Source organism: Bradyrhizobium cajani (genome assembly GCF_009759665.1).
Lineage (GTDB): Bacteria > Pseudomonadota > Alphaproteobacteria > Rhizobiales > Xanthobacteraceae > Bradyrhizobium > Bradyrhizobium cajani.
Map to the genome: position 1 here is coordinate 21,124 of NZ_WQNE01000007.1, position 22,024 is coordinate 43,147.

Sequence of the window (22,024 nt, forward strand, 5' to 3'; positions counted from 1 at the left end):
ATGTTGGGCACGTTGAGCATGCACTTCGCCCCTAGCGACGATTGCTTAGGATTTAGCAGTCCAGTTTGCCGCTTCGGCGGGTAGCAGCGGCTCACGCAATCCGGTTGGACCATACGCGCCACTTCGGCCCTCCCAGCTGCTACCTGTCACCAAACGGATTGTTAGAAACTGGACATTCCCGCGCAAGTTCGAGGACCTAAAATCGAGTGCAGGGCGGCGCCGCACCGGAAGGATGCGGGGCCCCGCCTGTCGCGGCAGGAGAGTACTACTAGCCGTTATATGATCCGGCGACGACCGACCCGTTCGTATAGCAGGATCGACAGCCCTACATCAATTCAAGCCGCAGGTTGATTGCATCAGATGCCGCCTCGGCCGTCGTACGCGTTCAGTGCGGTCTCGAGGCACTCGATTAAGGCTTGTCCGGCAAAGGGTTTGGCGAGGAAGCCAATAGCTCCGGCGCGCAGCGCTGACGCGCGCACGCGGTCGTCGGGGAAAGCGGTAATGAAAATGAATGGTGCGCCGTAACCACGTGTCCGCATCTCTGCCAACAGCTCCAGGCCGCTCATAGCTGACATCTGCACATCGGTAATGACACAGGATGTCTCGTCCAACTGCGGGGACCTCAGGAGTTCCTCGGCCGACGCAAATATTTGGGCGATGTAGCCACGCGATTTCAAAAGATTATCTGTCGCCGCACGGACTGAGGCGTCGTCGTCAACGACGAGAATTAAAGGCGTGGGCAAGACGAGCCCTCCTGAAGGAAGAATAGCGGCTGCAAGCATTAGCCACCTTCAGCGAAAAGTGGGCTCGACTGATGAAATTGTAAAATCATACTTGGGTTTGTTCAGGACGATTGGCGCGAATTCCCAGCGTCTCAGTCATTCTGATCAAGTCGGCTAGCGACCGTGCACGCATCTTTTTCATGACGTGTCCCCGGTAGATCTTGACCGTGATCTCGGCGAGCCCAAGCTCGGCGGCTACCTGTTTGTTCATCAGGCCGGCAGCGACCAGTTTCATCACCCCCTGCTCGCGCGGGCTTAAGGTCTCAAATAGAGACTGCAGGTTCGCGACGATCTGCTGAGCCTCCCGTCTTTTGCGATCGCGTTCGGTCGCCGCAACCACGGCATCAAGCAGTTCCTGATCGCGAAATGGTTTGCTGAGAAAATCGACCGCTCCTTCCTTCATGGCTCTGACCGTCATGGGAATGTCGCCATGGCCGGTAATGAAAATGATCGGAATATGTATGTTCAACCTCGCTAGCTCGGTCTGGTAGTCAAGGCCGCTCAAGCCCGGCAGCCGGACATCAAGAACTAGGCAGCTGATAACGTCCGGGATTGTGCTCTGCAGCATTTCGCGAGCCGATCCAAATGCAATGACGTCCAACCCTACCGATTGAAAAAGGTTCGTAAGCGAGCGACGCATGGAGATGTCATCCTCGACGACGAAGACCATGGCTTTTGTCGAGGTCTTGGCGTTGCTGCATTCACTTGGCGAGTCAAATGGTGCTATCAAGAGACGGCCTCCTTATGCAGCGGCAGGGCAAACTGGAACGTCGCGCCCGGTGCATTTTTGTGGACCATTGACAGTCGTCCTCCATGAGCTTCCATGATCGACCGGCAGATCGAAAGACCCATTCCAAGGCCATTCGATTTGGTGGTGAAGAAGGGATCCAAGACGCGGTCCGCGTCGTTCTCGGCGATGCCGACGCCGCAATCGGTCACGGCAAGCTGGACGTGCCCCACATCGTCCTTCGACGATTGAATCAGCAGTTCGCGCGTCCGGTCTGTAACTGCGTCCATGGCCTCAATTCCGTTCATCACCAGATTGATGATCACCTGTTGTAGCTGAATCCGATCGCCGAGGATCATAGGCAGCCCTGCCGTCAACTCGGTTCGTAACGTCACTCGGTGACTCACCAGCTCTCGTGTTACCAACGCAATGACGTCCTTAACAACCTCATTGATATCGAGCGGCACCATCTCAATCTCGCCTTTCTTCGCGAGCGCGCGAACACGACGGATTACCTCGCTTGCCCGGATTGCGTCTTCGATGATCCACTCCACCGAAGAGCGCGCGGCGGGAAGATTTGGAGCTTCCCGCCCCATCCAACCGAGGCACGCATCGGCGTTGCTGATAATAGCGGCGAGTGGCTGGTTTATTTCGTGGGCGATCGAAGTTGTCAGCTCTCCTAACGTCGTTACACGCGTCACATGCGCAAGCTCCGCCTGTGCCTTTCGTAGTTCTTGTTCGGCTTGATCGGCGCGAATGGTAGCGGTGATGTCAGTGCTGACGCCACGGTAGCCGAGAAAATTGCCCTTTCCATCGAAAAAAGGCTTGCCGCTCGTGCGGACGTAGATCGGAGAACCTGTCCGACTCACGGTGCGGTAGACGAGATCCCGAAACGGAAGATGGGCCTCCAACGTCGCCCGATGCTGCCGCCACTTCTCAGGTTCCTCTTCGACGTCGCACGCAATGTCCCAGCGAAGCAGCCCCATCAATCCTGTCGCCAAAATTCCCGCAGCACTGGTGTGCTCGGATAAGTGAGTGACCTGATGATCCGGCCCGGTCTCCCAGAGCCAGTCGGAAGCTGTTTCGGCGTAGTCGCGGAAGCGCTGTTCGCTTTCGCGCAGCGCGCCAAGTGTGTTTTCCAGTCGATCCCTAGCTGCGTGTTGCTCGGTCACATCCATATGTGTTCCGATCAACTCGCTGACGTTACCATCGCTGCCGACCGCCACGTGCGCAACGGAGTGTATGCGTCTTATCCCGCCATCTGGTAGAAGGATACGAAAGTCATATTCGAACCGTTCCTCGTCGTGTTCAATCGCCTGGCGTTGCACCTGTTGTAACAGTGGCAAGTCTTCCGGATGGATGCGCGATCGAATAGTGTCTATCGAAACCGGCTCTTGTGGGTTAAATCCAAACAGGCGATCGACCTCAGCGGAGCGATAAATGAAATCTAGAGCGTGGACGTCCCAGGACCAGCTGCCTGTGTGAGTGAGATGCTGGGCTTCGGCCAGATAGGCCTCGCTGCGGCGCAGCTGTTGTTCTGCTCGCCTCGCCGCCGTAACATCCGTAGCTGCCCCAACAAACTCGACCTCACCAGAGGCTGTCCTCGTCGCTCGTGCCTGCGCATGGATGTGCTTTACCGAGCCGTCCGGTAGCAGAAGCCGGTATTCGTGCTCGAAATCGCTCGGGTCTCGCATCGCGCGATCGATAATTTCCTTAACCGAAGCCCTATCATCTGGATGAGTGCGCTCAACGACGAGCTGCGGCCCCGGCGGCACTGTCTCTGGATCTAATTGGAAAATCCGAAATGTTTCCCTTGACCAGAAGGCTTCGCCCGTAGCGGAGTTCCAGCTGAAGCTGCCTGTGTGACTCAACTCCTGCGCCTGGGCCAAATGTGCTTCGCTCCGCAGCAGGGCAAGTTCGGTCCGCCTTCGCTCCGTGATATCTTCGCAGGCGATAAGGACAATGGGCTGCTCATCGCCCCAGAGCATGGCTTTGGCGTTTTCACGCACCCACAACACCGAGCCGTCCTTCCTGACTTTCTGGACGTCCCACGTGCGCGTTTGTCCGACATCCTCAAGGCACGTCCGAACGCATTCACGAACGAACGCGCGATCCTCCTCGAGAAATACGTCCAGCACGGATCGACCGATCAGTTCAGTACGAGGATAGCCTAGTTGTGTCGCGCCGAGCGTATTGACGTTGAGGACAATGCCGGCTTCATCGACCATGAAGTACATGGCCGGATTGTGCTCGAAGATGGCGCGCCAGCGTTTTTCGCGATCCTCCAAATCGGCCGCACTCCGCTGAAGCTTGGCCGCAACCACACGCGCAGCCTCTCTTTCCTGGCGGAGCTTTCCGATCAGGTGCGCTCCCACAATCGAGGCGATAAAGAATGCAACAACCACCGGCAGATCTTGGGGGTCATCGATTCGCAGGCTGAACGCCGGCGGCGCAAAGTAGTAAGCGAGAGCAGCGATGGCTACGATGCAAAGCGCGGACGACGCGATGAAGCTGCCCATCAACGAAAACAGCAATACCACTAACAAATAGGCGAACGCCGTCGCGGCGAAATGCGCATGAAGGTACAAACAAGCCAGTGTTACCACGGCCAGCGCTATGCTGCCGATGGTAAACTGAGGGGCTGAACGTTCTAAACTGCTGATCGGGCTACGCATTTTGATGCCGTCCGGCTTGTTCTCCGGCGGGAGACCTATAACATTTTAGGCAAAAATAGGGCAATACTCGGCACCAGCACCCGCTGGTGAGCGGTTCCGCTCGATTGCTTGATGGTGAGTTGAGCACGCGCCGAGAAAAATTGCATCACAGACGTACGTATAGTTGTCCTAAACCTTTCAATATGGCGCTCTGACACGCCTGCAATCGATGCTCAGATGTCTGCTTTCCTCCGCTGCCGATAACTCCGGGCAAGCGCTCCAGGCTGCAGCGGAGGATAGCTCCCTTACCCCGCCGCACGAGGACAGCGGCTGCAGTTCAGTCGAGACATTGAGCCGAAGCAATCGGGCGCCCCTCGCCGAACCGGAAAGAACAAAGACGAGCTGCCGGACCACTCATCTCGCCGGTGCGATCGGTCATGCGGAAAGAAAGCGCAATGGTGATGTGCCGAGATATGAAGTTACGCGAAGCTTTGTATGTCCTAGAGGCTGTTAGGGACTGATTAACCATAGATGTTGAGGTTTGCGGGATGTCGATTCCCCGCGAGCCTTATCCTTCTGACGTTTCCGATGACGAATGGGCGCTTGTTGCGCCGTATCTGACACTTTTGCCGGAGGACGCCCCGCAGCGGACGCATGCGCTTCGCGAGGTGTTCAACGGCCTGCGCTATATCGTGAAGACCGGCGCGCCCTGGCGCTGGATGCCGAACGATTTGCCGCCGTGGGAGATCGTCTATCAACAGGCGCAGCGGTGGTTGCGCGCGGGTTGTTTTGAGGCCCTGGCCGAGGATCTGCGCGTCATCCTGCGCCTTGCGGCTGGCCGACCCGCGCAGCCGACCGCCGCCATCATCGACAGTCGAACTCTACGCTCGACGCCCGAGAGTGGCGCCCGCGGCGCCTACGACGGAGCCAAGCGCAAAAAAGGTTCGAAGCTGCATCTGGCCGTCGATACGCTCGGCCATCTTCTGGCGCTGCATGTCACGCCCGCCAACACCGACGATCGCACCGAGATTGGCCGGATCGCCAAGACGATTCAGGCAGAGACTGGTCAGAGCGGGTCGCCTTCGTTGACCAGGGCTACACAGGCGACAAGCCTGCAATGGCGGCTGCAGAACATGGCATTGCCCTCGAGGTCATAAAGCTGTCGGAGGCCAAACGAGGCTTCGTGCTGCTCCCAAGGCGATGGGTCGTCGAACGATCCTTGGCGTGGGCCACACCTTTCCGAAGACTTGTCAAAGACTACGAGCGATGCGCTCAGACCCTCGCCGATCTCCACCTCATCGCTTTCGCATGCATCATGCTCAAAAACGTCGCTAAACTCGCTGCTGGTTCCTAACAGCCTCTAGGGCCATCACGCCGCGGTGCGGGGGCGAGGTGCCATCTAATCCGTGCTGATCACACACCATCTGATCTAATGCGGCAGCGCGGACCGTAACAAGGGATGATGTGTTGCGTGCAAGATCGCTACCACTCGTTGGCCGGACGAGGCAAGCGCAGTGACCGCGCACATGCGATTGTAGGCAAAGCAGCACCTAGTTCTTCAGGCTGGACACGTTCTGTCACAGCCCTATTATCCTGTACGGCAAATGTCGCAGAAGCGTTCAGATTGTCGCAAGCTTGACCTTGAAGACGCCCTTGAAAATGACTGTTAAAAAAAGCCCGATTCTTTTGCTCGGCGGGCCCTTCTTAGGACGGCTGCCGGGGGCGAGGCGGCAAGGGCTGGCGCACTGGAGATCGCGCGTGAAAGTTCCGGCTCGTGTCAAGTCAGCTGTCTCGGTTCGAACTACGAGAAATGTCGCTGCGCTCGCATTCGACGCGTCTTTGAATGGCGGCGGTTAGGATCCGGGACTATCTCATCGTGTGTCGATAGTGGTGGAAACGTTGGCCTGGTTGAGCCGAGCTTGCAGCGTCGCGTGCTCGAGCTCGTCCTCCCACCAGGACACGAACACGGCGGCGATGCCATTGCCGGTGATGTTAGTAAGGGCGCGCACCTCGCTCATGAACTTGTCGATCGAAAATACGATTGCCATACCCGGCACCAGCGCTGGGTTGACCACCGACAACGTCGCAGCGAGCGTGATGAAGCCCGCGCCGGTGACGCCGCTTGCTCCCTTCGACGTTAGCATCGCCACGAGCAGGATCGTGAGCTGCTGGCCAAAGGTGAGATCGACCCCGAGCGCCTGGGCAATGAACAATGTCGCAAGTGTCATATAGATATTGGTGCCGTCGAGGTTGAAAGAGTAGCCAGTTGGCACCACCAGGCCGACCACGGGCTTGGAGCAGCCCAGCCGTTCCAGCTTCTCCATTAATTGTGGCAGCGCGCTTTCAGAGGACGATGTACCGAGCACGATCAGAATCTCGTCCTTGATATAGACAATGAACTTGAAGATTGAAAAGCCGACGAGGCGCGCGATCAAACCGAGCACCACCACGACAAATAACGCCGCCGTCGCGTAAAACAGCGCGATCAGACCGATCAAATTGCCGAGTGCTGCCGGCCCGAACTTGCCGATAGTGAAGGCCATGGCTGCGAAGGCGCCAATCGGAGCCGCTTTCATGATGATAGCGATCACGCCGAACACCGCGAGCGCGACGTCGTCAATCATGCCTCGCAGCCGCTCCCCACGGTTTCCCAACGCCATCAGCGAAAAGCCGAATAGGATCGCGAACAGGAGAACCTGCAGAACATCGCCGCGGGCGAAGGCGCCGACCACGGTATCGGGAATGATGTTGAGAAAGAAATCGACGGTCTTCGAGGCTTCCGCCTGCTTGACGTAATTGGCGACCGCCGCAGCATCCGGCTTGACCGCAAGACCATGACCGATTTGGACCAGATTGCCCATAAGAAGGCCCAACACCAAGGCAAAGCTGGAGACGATCTCGAAATAGACCAGCGCCTTGACGCCGACGCGCCCGACTTTCTTCGCATCCTGAATATGCGCAATACCAGATGTGACGGTGCAGAAGATAATCGGCGCGATCACCATCTTGATAAGCTTGATAAACCCGTCACCGAGCGCCTTGACCCAGTCGTTGGTCGCGACGGACGGCCATAGGCTACCGACCATGGCGCCAATCAAGATCGCGATCAGCACCTGCACGTAGAGAATCTTATACCAAGCTTGCGACGCGCGTGCGGGCGCCGCAGTTGCCATGGTGGTCATGACGCTTCCTTCCCGAATATACTCGAATGTGAGCCGCCGCGTCATTGAGAGAGGACGGACAGCGTCATACGAGACTCATCATTTTTAGCCGTGTCCGATTGAAGACGGTTCCGAGAGCCGGTGGCGTCGTTCCAAAGGCAGGCGTTTAGTTGCGTTATCCTTTGTCGTTAAGCAAGATATGCACCAGTTGCCCAAAGTGCGCCCGATTAAGCAGTCTCGGACAAACCGTCTTTCTCCGGGCGGCATCTGTTTGAGTGCTCGGCTCGCGTTCGCAAGGTGGAACAAAAATTAGCAGCGAGGCGCTAATTGGCATTAGCGGAGTCCCGTCTCGGGATGGTAGCCCGAGCGTGATCGATATGCGCCAACTGCTGAGATGGATGCAACAGTAGAGGACATTGGTAAAATTGATAGTTTGGATTGTACTCATCCACGCGATGGAAGCCTGATGGGAGCTCGATTGCGCGGCGTAATTTTGAATCGATGCATGGCCTTGGCGATGGCGGCAAAGCTCGTTCGTGCACGAAGCATTTTTCTCCAGGCCTGTGCCAACGATACGCATTAGGCAGGTTGATCGAGAGGCGGCCTTCGCTTTCGGCCCGTCAGCGTCTTTTGCCGCGTCGCAGAAGCAGCGTCACGATGATTACTCAGCTAGATCGTTCGCGCTCTGCCAAAGGGCAGGCTTCCTGCGATCTTTTCCATTGCCGGCCCGGCGAGTGCGGCGTTTGAGCCACCGACAAACCACATAGGCATCTCTGGTGGCGTCAAATTCTGCCGTTCCGTTGCGCGGCCGTCGCTGTCTACTCGGCAACAGAGATGCCAGAAATCTGACATAGCGTTAGGTCCACGCCACAGTGACGTCGAAGTCTGTGCGAATTTCCCCCATATTGCGCATAGCACGCCCCGCAGTTCGGCCGCGGCATAGGAATTGCTGATTTCAAACGAGGAGGTGCCGCCGTCAGATGGATGGAAGCGGCCCTGTCACAGGAGTTGCCGATGAGACTTGCGACGCTGCTCTTGCTCGTAGAAACGACGCGCGTGAATGTGGCGGCCGCCATGAAATGCGGCGCGACTAAAAGGCCATCCGCGCCACATGCCTGGGCGAGCCGGACGTGCAGGCGATCACCGGGCCCGTAAGACGACCTGCTTTCACTCTTGGGCTGACGCACATGGATGTCTTTTCGGTAGAGATTGCGCAATCCGTTGCGCTCACGATTGAGCTCGCCAGCGTAACGACCGTGATCCTTCTCGTGATTGGTGTGCCCCTAGCTTGGTGGCTAGCGCGCTCAAAGACGCTTTTGAGCGAGGCGGTGACGACGATGATCGCCCTGCCGCTAGTGCTACCGCCGACGGCTCTCGGCTTTTGCTTACTCGTGTTGCTCGGCCCAAACGGACCGGGTGGCGTTCTCGCCTCTTTGTGGGGCGAGCGCACGCTCGCCTTTACCTTCGCGGGAATCGTGATCGGATCGGTCCTCTCGGCGCTGCCGTTGGTGGTGCAGCCGATCCGTAACACCTTTGTTGCGATAGGAGATCGCCAGTTGGAAACTACGGGGCGCGTTTCGTCGTTGTGCGCCCTCATTTCCATCAGGGGGCCGCTGGCGCGATTGGAGTTTGTTAAAGCCGCCGTGGTTGGCTTTTCTCATACGATCGGCACATTCGGAGTCGTGATGATGATCGGCGGCAACATCCCTGGGCGCACCAAGGTTTTGTCAGCCTACGTCGTAGATTACGTCCAAGCATCGCGCTGGCGCGAGGCGAGTGTGGTTGCCGGCGGTATGGTGATGTTCGCCTTTGTGGCAATCTTCACCTTAGCCCTCATAGACAGACACTGTGCCAGGAGAGGCAACGAACCGTCTTAGGTTCGCCGGCTGGACATATCCGATCACGACCGAGCAGTAGTATTGCAAGCCGGATCCATCAATCTTTGCGAGGCTACAATGAACAAGCTTGTTATGGCCGCTGCGGTTGCTGGAATCGGCTTCAATTCAGTGCACCCCGCGCCTCTGCCCGAAGCGACGGCCCACGAGGTCGGCTTTTCTCAGCAGCGCCTCGCCAAGCTCGACGAGTTCTTCGCTCGCGAAATCGCTAGTAAACGCGTGCCGGGTGCGGTGGTTGCAATCGCCAGGGACGGCAAGCTGATTCACTACAAGGCGTATGGGCAACTCGATCCTGCAAAAGGAACGTCGATGCGGCTCGACGCGATGTTCGGGCTTGCGTCTATGACCAAGCCGATGGTGGCCGTTGCGGGACTTATCCTCATGGAGCAAGGTCGCCTGCCTCTACGGGCCAGGCTTACGGATTATTACCCGGAATTCGCAAACATGAAGGTGGGAGTGCCACAGCATGACGGCTCATTGGAATTTCAAACGCAGAGTTCTCCGATCTACATCCACGATCTCTATCGCCACACATCCGGGCTCACCTTGTGCCCCCTGACAGCTCAGACCAAGTGGCGCGGCTCTATCCCGATTTCGCCGCTCCGCCACTAAGGGGCGATAAGCAGGCGTTCATCGAAACCATTACCAAGCTGCCGCTGGTGCACCAACCGGGTACGGAATTCGAGTACGGCTTCTCGACCGATGTGCTGGGAGCTGTCGTGGAACAGGTCAGCGAACAGCGATTGGGCGACTATCTTGCCAGCAATCTGTGGAAGCCCATCGAGATGCAGGATGCCACTTTCCATTTGTCTGAATCGCAACGCGAACGCCTCGCACGTCCATTTCCAGCCGACCCGCTTACGGGAAAGCCACAAGACATCGAGCTCCTCGAAAGTTCGACGAAGTTTGACTGCGGGGGAGCTTGCGCATTTGCGACAGTCGGTGACTACGTGCGCTTTGGACAAATGCTGCTCAACGGCGGGGAGCTCGATGGGCAGCGCATTCTCGGTCCGAAGACGGTGCGCCACATGATTTCCGACCACCTCGGGGCAGAGATCAAAAATAAGGTCGCCAATGTGGAGGCGCACCGTGCCGGTTTCGGCTTCGGGCTCGGAGTAGCTGTACGTATAAACGAGGGTCTCTCGGCGGTTCCGGGTAATCCAGGTGAGTTCACTTGGACTGGCGCCTACGGCACACAATTTTTCTGCGACCCAAAGGAGCGTCTCGTCGTGGTGGTCGGAACGGCAGCACCCGGAGAAATCCGGAAGTATTACCGCGAACAAGTCCAATATATCGTCTATGCTGCAATAATCCGATAATCCGCTTCTGGCCGAAAGGCTCGGCCAACCGTTTTGGGTGGTCGGCAGACGTGCTGCTACGCATCGATGTCGACTGAAGTCGGCGCCGTTACCTGATATCCGCGTTTGGCGCGGGTCGCGCCAGTGCTTCAAGAACGAGATTGCCTCCGCTATCGAGAAGAAGCGATGCGCCAAGACGATGGCGAATTGCTATCGATCGGCTCGCGCGACGAGCGCTCGTGATAGCTCTCCAGGCTCTCGCTTACATCCTGCAGCGATGACGTGCGGCGCGGCACTTGAATCAAAGGCATATTGGATCGATCAGACCTAAAAAGCGACGGCGGTGTGCGCACCGCGGCTCGCCTTCGTCGCTCGACAGGCGCTTTGGTACAGACTGCTTGCGCGGTTGCGACTATGAGCGGATTAACGCCCCATTGGCCAGCAATCGTCAAGTCTGACTAAGACTGGAGGGCAGTCCAGTGCCCGTCAACTGCACCAATTCCATTGAACGACCGGCGCGACGCGTGAGTGTCGCGGTCGTGCAAACGCGAGCAAGACGTAGTCGCCGTGCAGTAGTGAACCATCGTGCTGCTCTGTTGAAGTGCTCACATGGACGTCCAAAACCGGACACCATTGGCATGACACACCAATCGCGCAGCTTGTGGTTCGCTGGCTGCTTTCGACAGTCCGCAGATCTCGAAGCGGTGACATGGTATCTGTCAAATGTTTCGCTTCGGTGGCTTGGTTCTTGCTGAACGTCAGTAATTCGCTATGGCCGACGACAACTCACATGGAACGCCTGATGGGTGGCGCAACGGAAACGTTCTACAGCGTGATCAGACGTCAGGGTATGACGCGCCGTAGTTTCCACAAATTCTGCAGTTTGACTGCCGCGAGCTTGGGACTTGGTCCGCTCGCCGCAAGCAGTATTGCCAACGCCCTGGAGACCAAACCGCGTTTGCCGGTTATTTGGCTGCACGGGCTCGAGTGTACCTGCTGCTCGGAAAGCTTTATCCGCTCGGCCCATCCCTTGATCAAGGACGCGCTGCTGTCGATGATTTCACTCGACTATGACGATACGATCATGGCGGCGGCGGGACACCAGGCCGAAGCCATCTTGGAGGAAACTCGTGCCAAGTACAGAGGCAGGTATGTGCTCGCCGTCGAAGGCAATCCACCGCTGAACGAGGGTGGCATGTTCTGCATTGACGGCGGCAAGCCGTTCGTTGAAAAGCTCAGGTCCATGGCGGAAGAGTCCATGGCGATCATCGCTTGGGGCACGTGTGCGTCTTGGGGATGCGTGCAAGCGGCCAAGCCCAATCCAACTGGCGCGGCCCCGATCGATAAGGTGATCACCAACAAGCCGATCATCAAAGTGCCCGGGTGCCCGCCTATCGCAGAGGTCATGAGTGGCCTCGTGACTTTCATCACCACGTTCGGAAAGCTTCCGGAGCTCGATCGCCAAGGGCGCCCAAGTATGTTCTATTCCGAGCGCATTCACGACAAGTGCTATCGGCGTTCCCATTTCGACGCTGGCCAATTCGTCGAGGAGTGGGACGATAAGTATGCACGCAAGGGTTATTGCCTGTACAAGATGGGCTGCAAGGGACCAACCACCTACAATGCCTGTTCGGCCCTTCGGTGGAACGGCGGCGTTTCATTTCCGATTCAATCCGGCCACGGCTGCTTTGGCTGCTCCGAAGACGGCTTCTGGGATAAGGGGTCATTTTACGACCGACTCACAACCATCAAGCAGTTCGGGATCGAGGAGAACGCCGACCAGATCGGCCTGGCCGCTGCCGGCGTAGTTGGGCTAACCGTCGCTGCCCATGCAGCGGTCACCGCCGTGAAGCGGTTGACCCACAAGCCGGATCGCGCAGCCCACAAAAGCAAACCGAGTTGAGGAGGGGGCGACGGTGGCCGTCCAGACACCGAATGGGTTCAATCTTGATCGTTCAGGCAGGCGAATCGTCATCGATCCGCTGACGCGGATCGAAGGCCACCTGCGTGTCGAAGCCAATCTCGATTCCGACAATGTGATCCGCAATGCGGTCTCAAGCGGGACGATGTGGCGTGGCATCGAAGTCATCCTGCGCGGGCGCGATCCTCGCGACGCCTGGGCGTTCACCGAGCGGATTTGCGGGGTCTGCACCGGCACCCATGCGCTCACCTCCGTGCGCGCGGTTGAAAATGCACTAGGAATTGCGATTCCGGAGAATGCCAATTCGATCCGCAACATCATGCAGCTGTGCCTGCTCGTGCATGATCACCTCGTACATTTCTATCACCTGCACGCGCTGGATTGGGTCGACGTGGTCTCCGCGCTCAAGGCCGATCCCAAGTCGACCTCGGCGCTCGCGCAGTCTATCTCGCCCTGGCCGCTGTCGTCCCCTGGCTACTTTAAGGATTTGCAGATCCGGCTCACCAAATTCTTCGGATCAGGGCAACTCGGTCCGTTCAAGAATGGCTATTGGGGGCATCCGGCCTACAAGCTGCCACCGGAAGCGAACCTGATGGCTGTAGCGCATTATCTGGAAGCGCTGGACTTCCAGAAGGAGATCGTCAAGATCCAAGCTATCTATGGTGGTAAGAACCCGCATCCGAACTGGCTGGTCGGCGGCGTGCCCTGCGCGATCAACATCGACGGACCCGGTGCGGTGGGTGCGATCAATATGGAGCGACTGAACATCGTGGCCTCGATCATCTCGCGCTCGATCGAGTTCGTCGAGCAGGTCTACCTGCCCGACATTGCCGCGATCTGCTCGTTCTACAAGGACTGGCTCCATGGCGGCGGACTTTCAAGCAAGAGTGTGATGTCCTATGGCGACATCCCCGAAAACGCAAATGACTGTTCCGCCAAAAGTTTCAAGCTCCCGCGCGGGGTCATTCTTGGTGGCAATCTCAAGGAGATACTGCCGATCGACCATGGTGATCCCGAGCAGATCCAGGAATTCGTCGCGCATTCATGGTACAAATACCCCAGCGATTGCTGCGGGCTGCATCCCTGGGACGGTATCACCGAGCCGCATTTTGAACTTGGGCCAAAACTCAAAGGCAGCAAGACAGATATTAAGGAACTCGACGAAGGCGGCAAGTATTCCTGGATCAAAGCGCCGCGCTGGCGCGGCCACGCCATGGAGGTCGGGCCGTTGGCGCGATACATCATCGGTTATGCGCAAGGCAAAGCCGAGTTCAAGGAGCCGGCCGAGAGACTGCTCAAGGGGCTCAATCTTCCCCTGACTGCGCTGTTCTCGACGCTTGGCCGTACTGCGGCGCGGGCGCTCGAATGCCAGTGGGCGGCGCATCAGATGCGTTATTTCCAGGATAAGCTGGTAATCCACATCAAGGCAGGCAATACGGCAACTGCCGATGTGAGCAGGTGGAAGCCGGAAAGCTGGCACAAGGAGGCCAAGGGCTACGGGTTCAGTGAGGCCCCGCGCGGTGCGCTTGGGCACTGGATCAAGATCAAGGGCGCCAAGATCGACAATTATCAATGTGTCGTGCCGACGACGTGGAACGGATCTCCTCGCGATCCCAAGGGCAATATTGGCGCTTTCGAAGCCTCTCTGATCGGTACGCCGATGGTCGATCCGCAGCGGCCTCTGGAGATCTTGCGCACGATCCATTCCTTTGATCCGTGCTTGGCTTGCTCGACCCACGTGATGAGTCCTGACGGCCAGGAAGTGGCCTCAATCAATGTTCGGTAACGACATTCGGGACAGAGCTCGGAAGCTCTTTGCCGCCGTCGATGCGAAACCCACTGAATGGAGCATCGGCATTGCCATCAGTTACGCGCCGGTGCGACTGTGGCATTGGGTTAATGCGGCGGCCATACTGATGCTGAGTTTAACCGGCTATGTCATTGGAACCGGGACACCGGCGATGTCGGGAGAGGCAAGCGGCAATTTCGTGTTCGGCTATATCCGCTTTGCTCATTTCTCGGCGGGATATGTGCTCAGTATCGGCTTTCTTCTGCGGATCTACTGGGCTTTAATCGGAAACGCGCATGCCATGCAGATCTTTTGGGTGCCGCTCTGGCGCAAGTGCTTATGGCGAGAGGTGTACCACGAGATTCGCTGGTATGCGTTCCTTACAGTTGAGCCCGAGAGGCCCGTCGGGCGCAACCGTCTTGCTCAGCTCGCGATGTTCTTCATGTTTACGCAGACGATCACGTTCATGGTCGTCACAGGCTTTGCACTTTATGGGCAAGGTGCCGATACTGACAGCTGGCAGTACAAGCTGTTCGGCTGGGTATTTTCAATTTGGCCGAACAGTCAGGACGTCCATACCTGGCATCATCTCGGCCTGTGGGTGATCGTGACCTTTGCGCTGGTCCATATCTACGCGGTGGTCCGGGAAGACTCATGGCGCGCCGGAGCATCTCTTTGATATCGGGTGAGCGCGGTTTCGCGATTGACTGGGAAGCAGATGCTGAATCCGAAAGACAAGAAAAGGATCCTGGTGCTCGGCATCGGCAATATCCTGTGGGCCGACGAGGGATTCGGCGTGCGGGTGGTCGAGGAGTTTCATCGCCGCTACGCCACCGATGACAACGTAACCGTCCTCGATGGCGGCACACAGGGGCTCTACCTCGTCAGTTTTCTTGAGCAATCCGATTGCCTGATCGTGTTCGATGCCATCGATTATGGATTGCTGCCCGGGCAGTTGAAGCTTGTGCGAGATGACGAAGTGCCAAAATTTACCGCCGCCAAGAAGGTGAGCCTGCATCAGACCGGCTTTCAGGAGGTCTTGAGTGCGGCCGACCTGCTTGGCCGCCGCCCGCGAGAGCTCGCTCTCATCGGCTGTCAGCCGCTAGACCTGGAGCACTGGGGCGGTCCACTGACCACCCCGGTACGCCTTCAGATTGCGCCTGCGATTGAACTGGCTTGCAAACTCCTGGCGCAGTGGGACTCGCCGGCAAAGCCGCGGACCGCGCCGCTGCCTGCATCAGAACGGCTGTTGGCGAACAATATCGACCATGCAAACTATGAGATCGGGGCGCGGCCGATCTAGCGGCCCGAGACTGACCATGTGCCTTGGCTTGCCAATGACGATTGTCGACACCGACGGCATCACGGCGCTGTGCGAGTATGGCAATGAACGGCGGCGCGTCTCGATCTTGCTGCTCTCCGACGCCTCGGCCGGCGCCAAGGTGCTCGTTCATATCGACAGCGCGGTGCGGCTTTTGACCGAAAATGAAGCGAGGCTGATCTCGGAAGCACTTCACGGGCTTGAGGCCAGCCTCAATGGCCAGGACTGCGATCGCTTCTTTGCCGACTTGATCGGTCATGAGCCGCAATTGCCGGAGCACCTACGCTAGCAGTTCCCCTCGCCGGTTGCGCCGACCAGGCTTGCTCACGAATCGCATCCCGTCGCACGTAACCTTGCATCGAAAATGTCAGGTTTCGAGCCGTTGCTTCGATCGCGGGTCGCGGCCAGACCGTGATTGGCATACGCCTTGCTAATACCCTGCTAGCAGAACCGAACATTTTCAGGAGGGCGTGTGATGAAATTGCAGCCGTCGGAACATGGTCTTGCGCGGCCCGCTTGGTACGACGTGGAGGGCGTCAGCGTCGATGCACGCCTGGTCGTGCACGCTCCCGTGAGGACGGCCGTGATGCAGCTGCCGGCGGTCGATCCCCTATATTTGCTCCGGATCATCCACGTCGCACTCCTACTTCCTAAGATGGTCAAGGCGTTTCGGCGGCGCCTGCAAGGTGCAGTGCCTGCGCGCGGCGTTGGTGGCGAACTGGTTGGGTGGCTCGGCCGCGTCCCGGTACCGATGGTTCGGCCACACGCCGGCAACGCTTGTGTCGGCAAGTGCATTGCCTCTCGATGCAGCCAACGGAACATCGCATCATGAAAACGGCGATCCGCGTTGTATCCGCCGACGCCGACGGGACGGCGAGTGACCTCGCTACGGGCTCTCGAAGTCTCGATGTATTCTATAGCGGGTTGACGAGCGCGAGTGCGCTCGCCAAGCGCGCTTGGCGCAAGGGCGACGAGCTTGCAAGGAACTACCCAAATGCCATGGCGCTGCTATCGAATGCCGCTGCTGCCGTTGGCAGCCAGAGAAGCTGCGCTCGGACACAACTGTACGGACTCGGGAATCTCAGCGATCTCGAGCGCAAGCTGATTGGCGAAGTGCTCGGAGAAGGTGAGGTCGCCGGCGTGGTTGCGCTGCCAGATGGCTCTTTCGCGCAAATCCGGGAGTCCGTGCTTGCGGGAATCTGGCGCGTGCGCATCGGGAGCGAGCCGGCGCACGAATATCTTGAGGTCGGAGCGATCCCGCAGATTGTCCGCCGCGCCGCAACTGACCTGACGTCCGCCGGTCTTGCGATTGGCGCGGCGCCGGATGGCGCGATGAACGTGCAACCGGTGCTCGCCGAAATACGCGAGCGGGCGCGCGTCTGGCGCTTTGGGATGCGCACGCATGTCATCAATCTCACCTTGCTGCCGATGAGCGTTGTCGACCTGACATTCCTGCAGCAAAGCGTGGGCAATGGCCCGGTCCAACTCATCTTCCGTGGCTACGGCTCGTGCCGAGTGCATGCGACCGGGATCAGGAACGTCTGGTCGGTGCAGTTCTTCAGTTCTACGGACAATATCATCCTTGATACGCTGGAGGTCGGCGGCGTGCCGATTGTTGCGTTGGCTGCCGACGAAGATTTCCAGGACTCGGCCGAGCGCATGCAGGAAATCATTAAGGCGTATTTCACATGAAGAGCTTGGAGAATGTTCGGTGTCGGGTGGGACCCTCTAGACGGCGCGGACGCAGCGACCGCCGGCATACCTCGCGCAGGAAGTTGGTGGAGCGGTGCTCATGAGCCTCGCTGCCCTAAACAAAATCGATGTCACCGTATCGCTAGCTGCCGACGTAGTCGCCGCGATCGAGATCCAGCCGCGAGTCCGGCCGCCGCTGGCGCGACTGTTCGCTGGCAAACAAGCCTCGTTGCTGCTCGAGGTGCTGCCGCGGCTCTTTGCGTTGTGTGCCGCTGCGCAGCAAACTGCACTGCTGTGCGCGATCGAGACGGCGCGCGACCAAGTGGCCACCCGCACAACAGAACAGCATCGTATTGCGCTTATCGTAATCGAGCGCATCGCGGATTTGCTTCGGGGCCTGTTTGTCGGACATGTTGCGCAAGACATCGCCAGTGCGGCGGCAATCCGCGTTCTTATGCGGAGAATGTCAGCCCTTCTCGGAAGCGCCCAGCCAGCCTGGGGCTCCGCTCAATGCGAAGAAACAGCGCGGATCGTGGCTGCGCTGAACGCTCTCGGCATGTCGAATGAGGGGGACGCGGTGAGGCCCGGTAGCCCATTGGCGCTTCGCATTGCAGCGCTTGATGAGATCGACCTGAAGTCAATTCCGGCGGGGCACTCGTTCCTGTCCGTTGCTGACGACCTCAACATTATTAAACGGCTGCTCGTGGATGGCGCGACATTTTGCTATTGTCCGGATCTTGACGGACATGTGCCCGAGACGGGCCCATGGGCGCGCCGAATGACGCGTTATCGGCTCTCGCCGAGCCCCACCGGTGCGGCCGAGCGGCTGAGGGCCAGAATTGCTGAAGCGCTCCGGTTATGTGCGTGGCTCAAGGCCGGTGCTCAGATTGACTCGGCAGAGCATGGGATTATCGAAAGATATAAGTTAGGGCCCGGCCGTGCCGCGGCCGCAGTCGAATGCGCCAGGGGGCGTCTCTACCACGCGGTTGAGCTTGATCCTCAGGGCCGGATATCCCGCTTCGAATTCCTTGCGCCGACGGAGTGGAATTTCCACCCGCGCGGACCGCTTGTCCGCAGCCTGCTGGGCGCGGTGCTGACGGCTAGACGGCGTCGGGATGCAGTCGATGCGGTGATTGCATCGCTGGATCCGTGCGTCGGGTTCACTCTCAAGTTTCGCGAAGTTGGCGATGCATGAAGTGGCGATTTGTCTTGGCATCATTCAAGTCGTCGAGGAGGAGGTACGTCACCGATCGTTTTCGCGGGTGCGGAGTGTCTGTCTAGAGGTCGGAGCGCTGAGTCATGCCGCGCCGGAAGCGATCAGGTTCTGCTTTGCTGTCGTCGCGACGCGGACTGTTGCCGAGAGTGCAGTCCTTAATATCGTCGAACTGCCAGGTGCTGCCTGGTGCATGAGCTGTTCGAAGAGCGTCGAGATTGCGCGACGCGGTGAATGCTGTCCTTGCTGCGGCAGCTATCAGTTGCAGGTAACCGCGGGCGAACAGATGCGCGTGAAAGAGCTGGAGATCGATTGATGTGTACCGTTTGCGGCTGCACCGAAGAGACGCCATCGACCAAACGCGCCAAGGCGCATGATGAGGAGAGCTGTCAGCGATACGATGCCCACGTGCTGGACGAGTGCGATCGCCATCGTGCCTATCCGCATGGCGACCAAGGCCCGCAGCGTTCAAACCATGCAGGCGATAGTCATAGTCGCCATCGTCCCTCTGCCAATCACCAGGCTCATGGTGGGCAGGCGCTTCTGAGTGGCGGCGCTGGCCCGGCTGGCTCGAAGGTCGCGGGCATGAGCAGAGAGCGGGTCATTCAGATCGGGCGCGATATTCTTGGCAAGAATAATGGGATTGCGGCGGACAACCGCGCGCTCTTTGTCGCCGAGGACCTGCTTGTACTTAATCTTTTGTCCAGTCCCGGTGCAGGTAAAACGACGCTGCTAGTCCGCGGGGTGTCTGAGCTCAAGCGTAGCCGGCCGGTCGGGGTCATCGAAGGCGACCAGCAAACCTCGAACGATGCCGAACGCATTCGGGCCGCCGGCGTGCCAGCCATTCAAGTCAACACCGGCAAGGGTTGCCATCTCGACGCTGCGATGATTGGCGAGGCTTATCGTCGCTTGCCGCTGCTCACGGGGGGTATTCTCTTCATCGAGAACGTCGGTAATCTGATCTGTCCCGCAGCCTTCGACCTTGGCGAGGCTTGCAAGATTGTAGTGCTGTCGATTACCGAAGGTGAAGACAAGCCGCTCAAATATCCTGATATGTTTGCCGCTTCTTCGCTCATGGTGATTAACAAGATTGATCTGGCCCCGCTGCTTGATTTCGATTTGGGAAGGGCGATCGAATACGCCAGACGAGTCAATCCCAAGATTGACGTGCTTGTAGTGTCGGCGCGTACGGGCGAGGGTTTTGGCGCGCTGTACGCCTGGATCGATAGACAGTCGGGGCAGCAGAGGCGCGCCCTAGAGGACACAAGGCGATGACAGCCCCAACCACCTGCGACCGAACGCGGCTGCGCGTGCGCGTGAGTGGGGCCGTGCAAGGGGTTGGCTTTCGTCCTTACGTCTATGGACTCGCCACGCGCTACGGATTGGCGGGGTTTGTCATCAATGGCCCGGAGGGCGTTACGATCGAAGTCGAGGGCCACCGCACGTCGGAGTTTGTCGCCACGTTGCCGCTCGAGGCGCCTCCATTGGCACGCATCGACCACATCTGCGTTCGGGAAACTGCGGGGCTCGGGGCGAAAGGCTTTTTGATCGGCACGAGCGAAGGCGGCAAATTGTCAACGCAGATCGTTGCTGATGCTGCTGTCTGCCGGCAATGCCTCAGCGAGCTGTTCGATCCAAAAAATCGGCACTACCATTACCCCTTCATCAGTTGCTGCCATTGCGGCCCACGCTACACCATCGCCGAACGACTTCCGTACGACCGCCGCAACACCGTGATGGGTGCTTTTAAGCTGTGCGCCGCCTGCGCGGCCGAATATGCCGATCCGGCGAGCCGCAGGTTTCATGCGGAGGCGATCGCGTGTCCGACATGCGGGCCTCGGCTCAGCCATGGGATCAGCGCCATTGTCGCGGCTATCGCGGGGGGGCAAATAGTGGCGATAAAGGGGCTGGGGGGATACCAGCTTCTTTGCGATGCGCGTAACCAGGACGCCGTGCAGCGTTTGCGCAGGAGAAAGCAGCGCCTTCAGAAGCCGTTCGCGGTTATGGTAGATTCCATAGAGCGCGTCAGCGCGATCGCGGAGGCTAACGCGTCCGAGCTTGCGCTGCTCGAATCCGTAGCACGTCCCATCGTCCTTCTTCCTTCGCGCAACAATTTGGCGCCCGCCATAGCTCCTGGCTTATCGCGAGTGGGTGTCATGCTGCCTGTAGCGCCGCTGCATCACCTCATCCTTCATGCGCTTCGCTCGGCAGAAGCATATGCGGGCAGCGGCCCGGTCATCGTCGCCACCAGTGCCAATCTTTGCGGCGAACCGCTCCTGATCGACAACGCGCAGGCGCTGCGGCGGCTCGAGAGGATCTCCGATCTTATCGTGACCCATGATCGCGATATAGTGACGCATGCTGATGATTCCGTGGTGTCGGTGGTGGCTGGCCGGCCGCAATTCATTCGTCGTGCCCGCGGCTATGTTCCCGAACCGATCAGGCTTGCGAAGTCGGTGCCGTCCGTGCTCGCCGTCGGCGGCGCACTGAAATCGACCGTCACCATCACGCGGGACAACGAAGCGTTCGTCTCCCAGCATATTGGCGATCTGGATACGGCCGAAGGCATCCGCGCGTTCGAGGAGACGATCCGACACCTTACATCGAGCCTTGATGTAGAGCCTGTCGCCATCGCCCATGATCTGCATCCTGATATGGCTTCTACCCGGTTTGCGGAAGCAAATGGCCGCGCGCTGGTCGCTGTCCAGCATCACCACGCACACGCCGCCGCAGTGATTGCCGAGCATGGCCATGCGGGACCTGCGCTTGCCCTGGTGCTCGATGGCCATGGCCTTGGCTCCGGGGGAGGAAACTGGGGTGGCGAGCTATTGTTGTGCGAAGGGACGGGGTGCCGACGCATCGGGCACTTAGCGCCCCTGCAAATGCCTGGTGGAGATCGTGCAGCCCGCGAGCCGTGGCGCATGGCCAGCGCAGTATTACACGCGCTCGGCCGGGATAACGAAATCGGGCCGCGCTTTGCGTCGCAACGGCAGGCTGGATGTGTGTCGGCCTTGCTCGAACAGCCGGGCGGGGCCACCACGACCAGTGCGGGCCGGTTGTTCGACGCCGCAGCGGCGCTGCTGGGGATTGCGAGTTTGCAGAGCTATGAGGGCGAAGTGGCGATGAAGCTCGAGGCGCTTGTGCGGCGGACTGCGATTCTCGAAGCCGGCTGGACGATCGATGGCGGCGTGCTGTCGCTTCGCCCGCTGTTTGCGCGGTTGATTGCAGATGACATTGACCCGGTGGGCGGAGCCGGGCTGTTTCATGGCACCTTCGCCGCTGCCTGCGTTGACTGGGTCACGCGGTCTTCGCGGACAACGGGCGTTAATACCGTCGTTCTGAGCGGCGGCTGCTTTCTGAACGCGGCGCTGGCGGATGAAATCCCGCGCGGTTGCAGCGCGGCCGGCCTTACCCCGCTCGTGCCACGGCGGGTGCCGCCCAATGATGGCGGTTTGAGCCTTGGCCAGGCCTGGATTGCTGCTCTGCAGATATCTCAACAGTCGTCCGTCAGGGGAGGATCAGCCTGAGATGTGTCTTTCGGTTCCGGCAAAGATTGCGAAGATTCTTCCCA

Annotated in this window: 14 protein-coding genes and 3 pseudogenes; 13 read left to right on the top strand and 4 right to left on the bottom strand. The window is 58.9% G+C overall.

Annotated features, from left to right (window positions below; translation table 11 throughout):
* Positions 1–356: 356 nt before the first annotated feature.
* From GPL20_RS11130 to GPL20_RS11140, 3 genes are read right to left on the bottom strand one after another with little or no spacing between them, the layout of a single operon-like run.
* A complete protein-coding gene (locus GPL20_RS11130; protein WP_157329586.1) occupies positions 357–782 on the bottom strand; it encodes a response regulator transcription factor in 426 nt (141 codons plus the stop codon).
* Between the two features lie 46 nt (positions 783–828).
* Positions 829–1,452: a response regulator transcription factor gene (locus GPL20_RS11135; protein ID WP_157329587.1), complete on the bottom strand. Its 624-nt coding sequence runs from the start codon at positions 1,450–1,452 to the stop codon at positions 829–831.
* 56 nt (positions 1,453–1,508) lie between these two features.
* Positions 1,509–4,184 (bottom strand): PAS domain-containing protein, encoded by a 2,676-nt coding sequence (locus GPL20_RS11140; RefSeq protein ID WP_157329588.1) that lies wholly within the window; start codon positions 4,182–4,184, stop codon positions 1,509–1,511.
* Positions 4,185–4,711: 527 nt separating this feature from the next.
* On the opposite strand from GPL20_RS11140, the pseudogene GPL20_RS11145 reads away from it, so the two are divergent.
* A pseudogene (locus tag GPL20_RS11145) lies at positions 4,712–5,517 on the top strand (IS5 family transposase).
* A gap of 517 nt (positions 5,518–6,034) precedes the next feature.
* Here the strand turns inward: GPL20_RS11145 and dctA are convergent.
* Complete coding sequence (gene dctA / locus GPL20_RS11150; RefSeq protein ID WP_157329589.1) at positions 6,035–7,345, bottom strand: C4-dicarboxylate transporter DctA; 1,311 nt, start codon at positions 7,343–7,345, stop codon at positions 6,035–6,037.
* A 1,166-nt stretch (positions 7,346–8,511) separates the two neighbouring features.
* Here dctA and GPL20_RS11155 point away from each other — a divergent pair.
* From GPL20_RS11155 to hypF, 12 genes and pseudogenes are all read left to right on the top strand, one after another.
* Positions 8,512–9,201, top strand: a complete 690-nt coding sequence (locus tag GPL20_RS11155) for a molybdate ABC transporter permease subunit (RefSeq protein WP_167532994.1) — start codon at positions 8,512–8,514, stop codon at positions 9,199–9,201.
* 78 nt (positions 9,202–9,279) lie between these two features.
* Positions 9,280–10,538 (top strand): annotated as a pseudogene (locus tag GPL20_RS11160) (serine hydrolase domain-containing protein).
* A 781-nt stretch (positions 10,539–11,319) separates the two neighbouring features.
* Positions 11,320–12,420 carry a hydrogenase small subunit gene (locus GPL20_RS11165; RefSeq protein WP_157329712.1) on the top strand — a complete coding sequence of 367 codons (1,101 nt, stop codon included), beginning with the start codon at positions 11,320–11,322 and terminating at the stop codon, positions 12,418–12,420.
* Positions 12,421–12,433: 13 nt separating this feature from the next.
* On the top strand, positions 12,434–14,224 hold the full coding sequence (locus GPL20_RS11170; RefSeq protein WP_254124905.1) for a nickel-dependent hydrogenase large subunit: 1,791 nt from the start codon (positions 12,434–12,436) through the stop codon (positions 14,222–14,224).
* Positions 14,214–14,926, top strand: a pseudogene (cybH, locus tag GPL20_RS11175) (Ni/Fe-hydrogenase, b-type cytochrome subunit); the annotation flags it as partial. The gene GPL20_RS11170 and the pseudogene cybH, both read left to right, overlap by 11 nt.
* Positions 14,927–14,945: 19 nt before the next feature.
* On the top strand, positions 14,946–15,530 hold the full coding sequence (locus tag GPL20_RS11180) for a HyaD/HybD family hydrogenase maturation endopeptidase (RefSeq protein ID WP_100233593.1): 585 nt from the start codon (positions 14,946–14,948) through the stop codon (positions 15,528–15,530).
* 16 nt (positions 15,531–15,546) lie between these two features.
* Positions 15,547–15,837 (top strand): HypC/HybG/HupF family hydrogenase formation chaperone, encoded by a 291-nt coding sequence (locus GPL20_RS11185; protein ID WP_157329590.1) that lies wholly within the window; start codon positions 15,547–15,549, stop codon positions 15,835–15,837.
* A 539-nt stretch (positions 15,838–16,376) separates the two neighbouring features.
* The gene (locus GPL20_RS11190; protein WP_167532980.1) at positions 16,377–17,240 is read left to right on the top strand and encodes a hydrogenase expression/formation protein; all 864 of its coding nucleotides are present in this window, start codon (positions 16,377–16,379) and stop codon (positions 17,238–17,240) included.
* A gap of 100 nt (positions 17,241–17,340) precedes the next feature.
* Positions 17,341–18,435, top strand: coding sequence for a nickel-dependent hydrogenase large subunit (locus GPL20_RS11195; protein ID WP_157329591.1), 1,095 nt, complete (start codon positions 17,341–17,343; stop codon positions 18,433–18,435).
* The gene (gene hypA / locus GPL20_RS11200; RefSeq protein ID WP_157329592.1) at positions 18,428–18,769 is read left to right on the top strand and encodes a hydrogenase maturation nickel metallochaperone HypA; all 342 of its coding nucleotides are present in this window, start codon (positions 18,428–18,430) and stop codon (positions 18,767–18,769) included. Before GPL20_RS11195 ends, hypA begins: the two co-directional genes overlap by 8 nt.
* Positions 18,769–19,728, top strand: a complete 960-nt coding sequence (hypB, locus tag GPL20_RS11205) for a hydrogenase nickel incorporation protein HypB (protein ID WP_167532981.1) — start codon at positions 18,769–18,771, stop codon at positions 19,726–19,728. The genes hypA and hypB overlap by 1 nt, the downstream gene beginning before the upstream one ends.
* Positions 19,725–21,980, top strand: coding sequence for a carbamoyltransferase HypF (hypF, locus tag GPL20_RS11210; protein WP_157329593.1), 2,256 nt, complete (start codon positions 19,725–19,727; stop codon positions 21,978–21,980). The genes hypB and hypF overlap by 4 nt, the downstream gene beginning before the upstream one ends.
* The last annotated feature ends 44 nt before the right edge of the window (positions 21,981–22,024 follow it).

Coding starts and splice junctions, on each gene's coding strand:
- GPL20_RS11130 (WP_157329586.1), bottom strand. CDS start 782: ATGCTTGCAGCCGCTATTCTTCCTTCAGGAGGGCTCGTCTTGCCCACG.
- GPL20_RS11135 (WP_157329587.1), bottom strand. CDS start 1,452: ATGGTCTTCGTCGTCGAGGATGACATCTCCATGCGTCGCTCGCTTACG.
- GPL20_RS11140 (WP_157329588.1), bottom strand. CDS start 4,184: ATGCGTAGCCCGATCAGCAGTTTAGAACGTTCAGCCCCTCAGTTTACC.
- dctA (WP_157329589.1), bottom strand. CDS start 7,345: ATGACCACCATGGCAACTGCGGCGCCCGCACGCGCGTCGCAAGCTTGG.
- GPL20_RS11155 (WP_167532994.1), top strand. CDS start 8,512: ATGGATGTCTTTTCGGTAGAGATTGCGCAATCCGTTGCGCTCACGATT.
- GPL20_RS11165 (WP_157329712.1), top strand. CDS start 11,320: ATGGGTGGCGCAACGGAAACGTTCTACAGCGTGATCAGACGTCAGGGT.
- GPL20_RS11180 (WP_100233593.1), top strand. CDS start 14,946: ATGCTGAATCCGAAAGACAAGAAAAGGATCCTGGTGCTCGGCATCGGC.
- GPL20_RS11185 (WP_157329590.1), top strand. CDS start 15,547: ATGTGCCTTGGCTTGCCAATGACGATTGTCGACACCGACGGCATCACG.
- GPL20_RS11190 (WP_167532980.1), top strand. CDS start 16,377: ATGAAAACGGCGATCCGCGTTGTATCCGCCGACGCCGACGGGACGGCG.
- GPL20_RS11195 (WP_157329591.1), top strand. CDS start 17,341: ATGAGCCTCGCTGCCCTAAACAAAATCGATGTCACCGTATCGCTAGCT.
- hypA (WP_157329592.1), top strand. CDS start 18,428: ATGCATGAAGTGGCGATTTGTCTTGGCATCATTCAAGTCGTCGAGGAG.
- hypB (WP_167532981.1), top strand. CDS start 18,769: ATGTGTACCGTTTGCGGCTGCACCGAAGAGACGCCATCGACCAAACGC.
- hypF (WP_157329593.1), top strand. CDS start 19,725: ATGACAGCCCCAACCACCTGCGACCGAACGCGGCTGCGCGTGCGCGTG.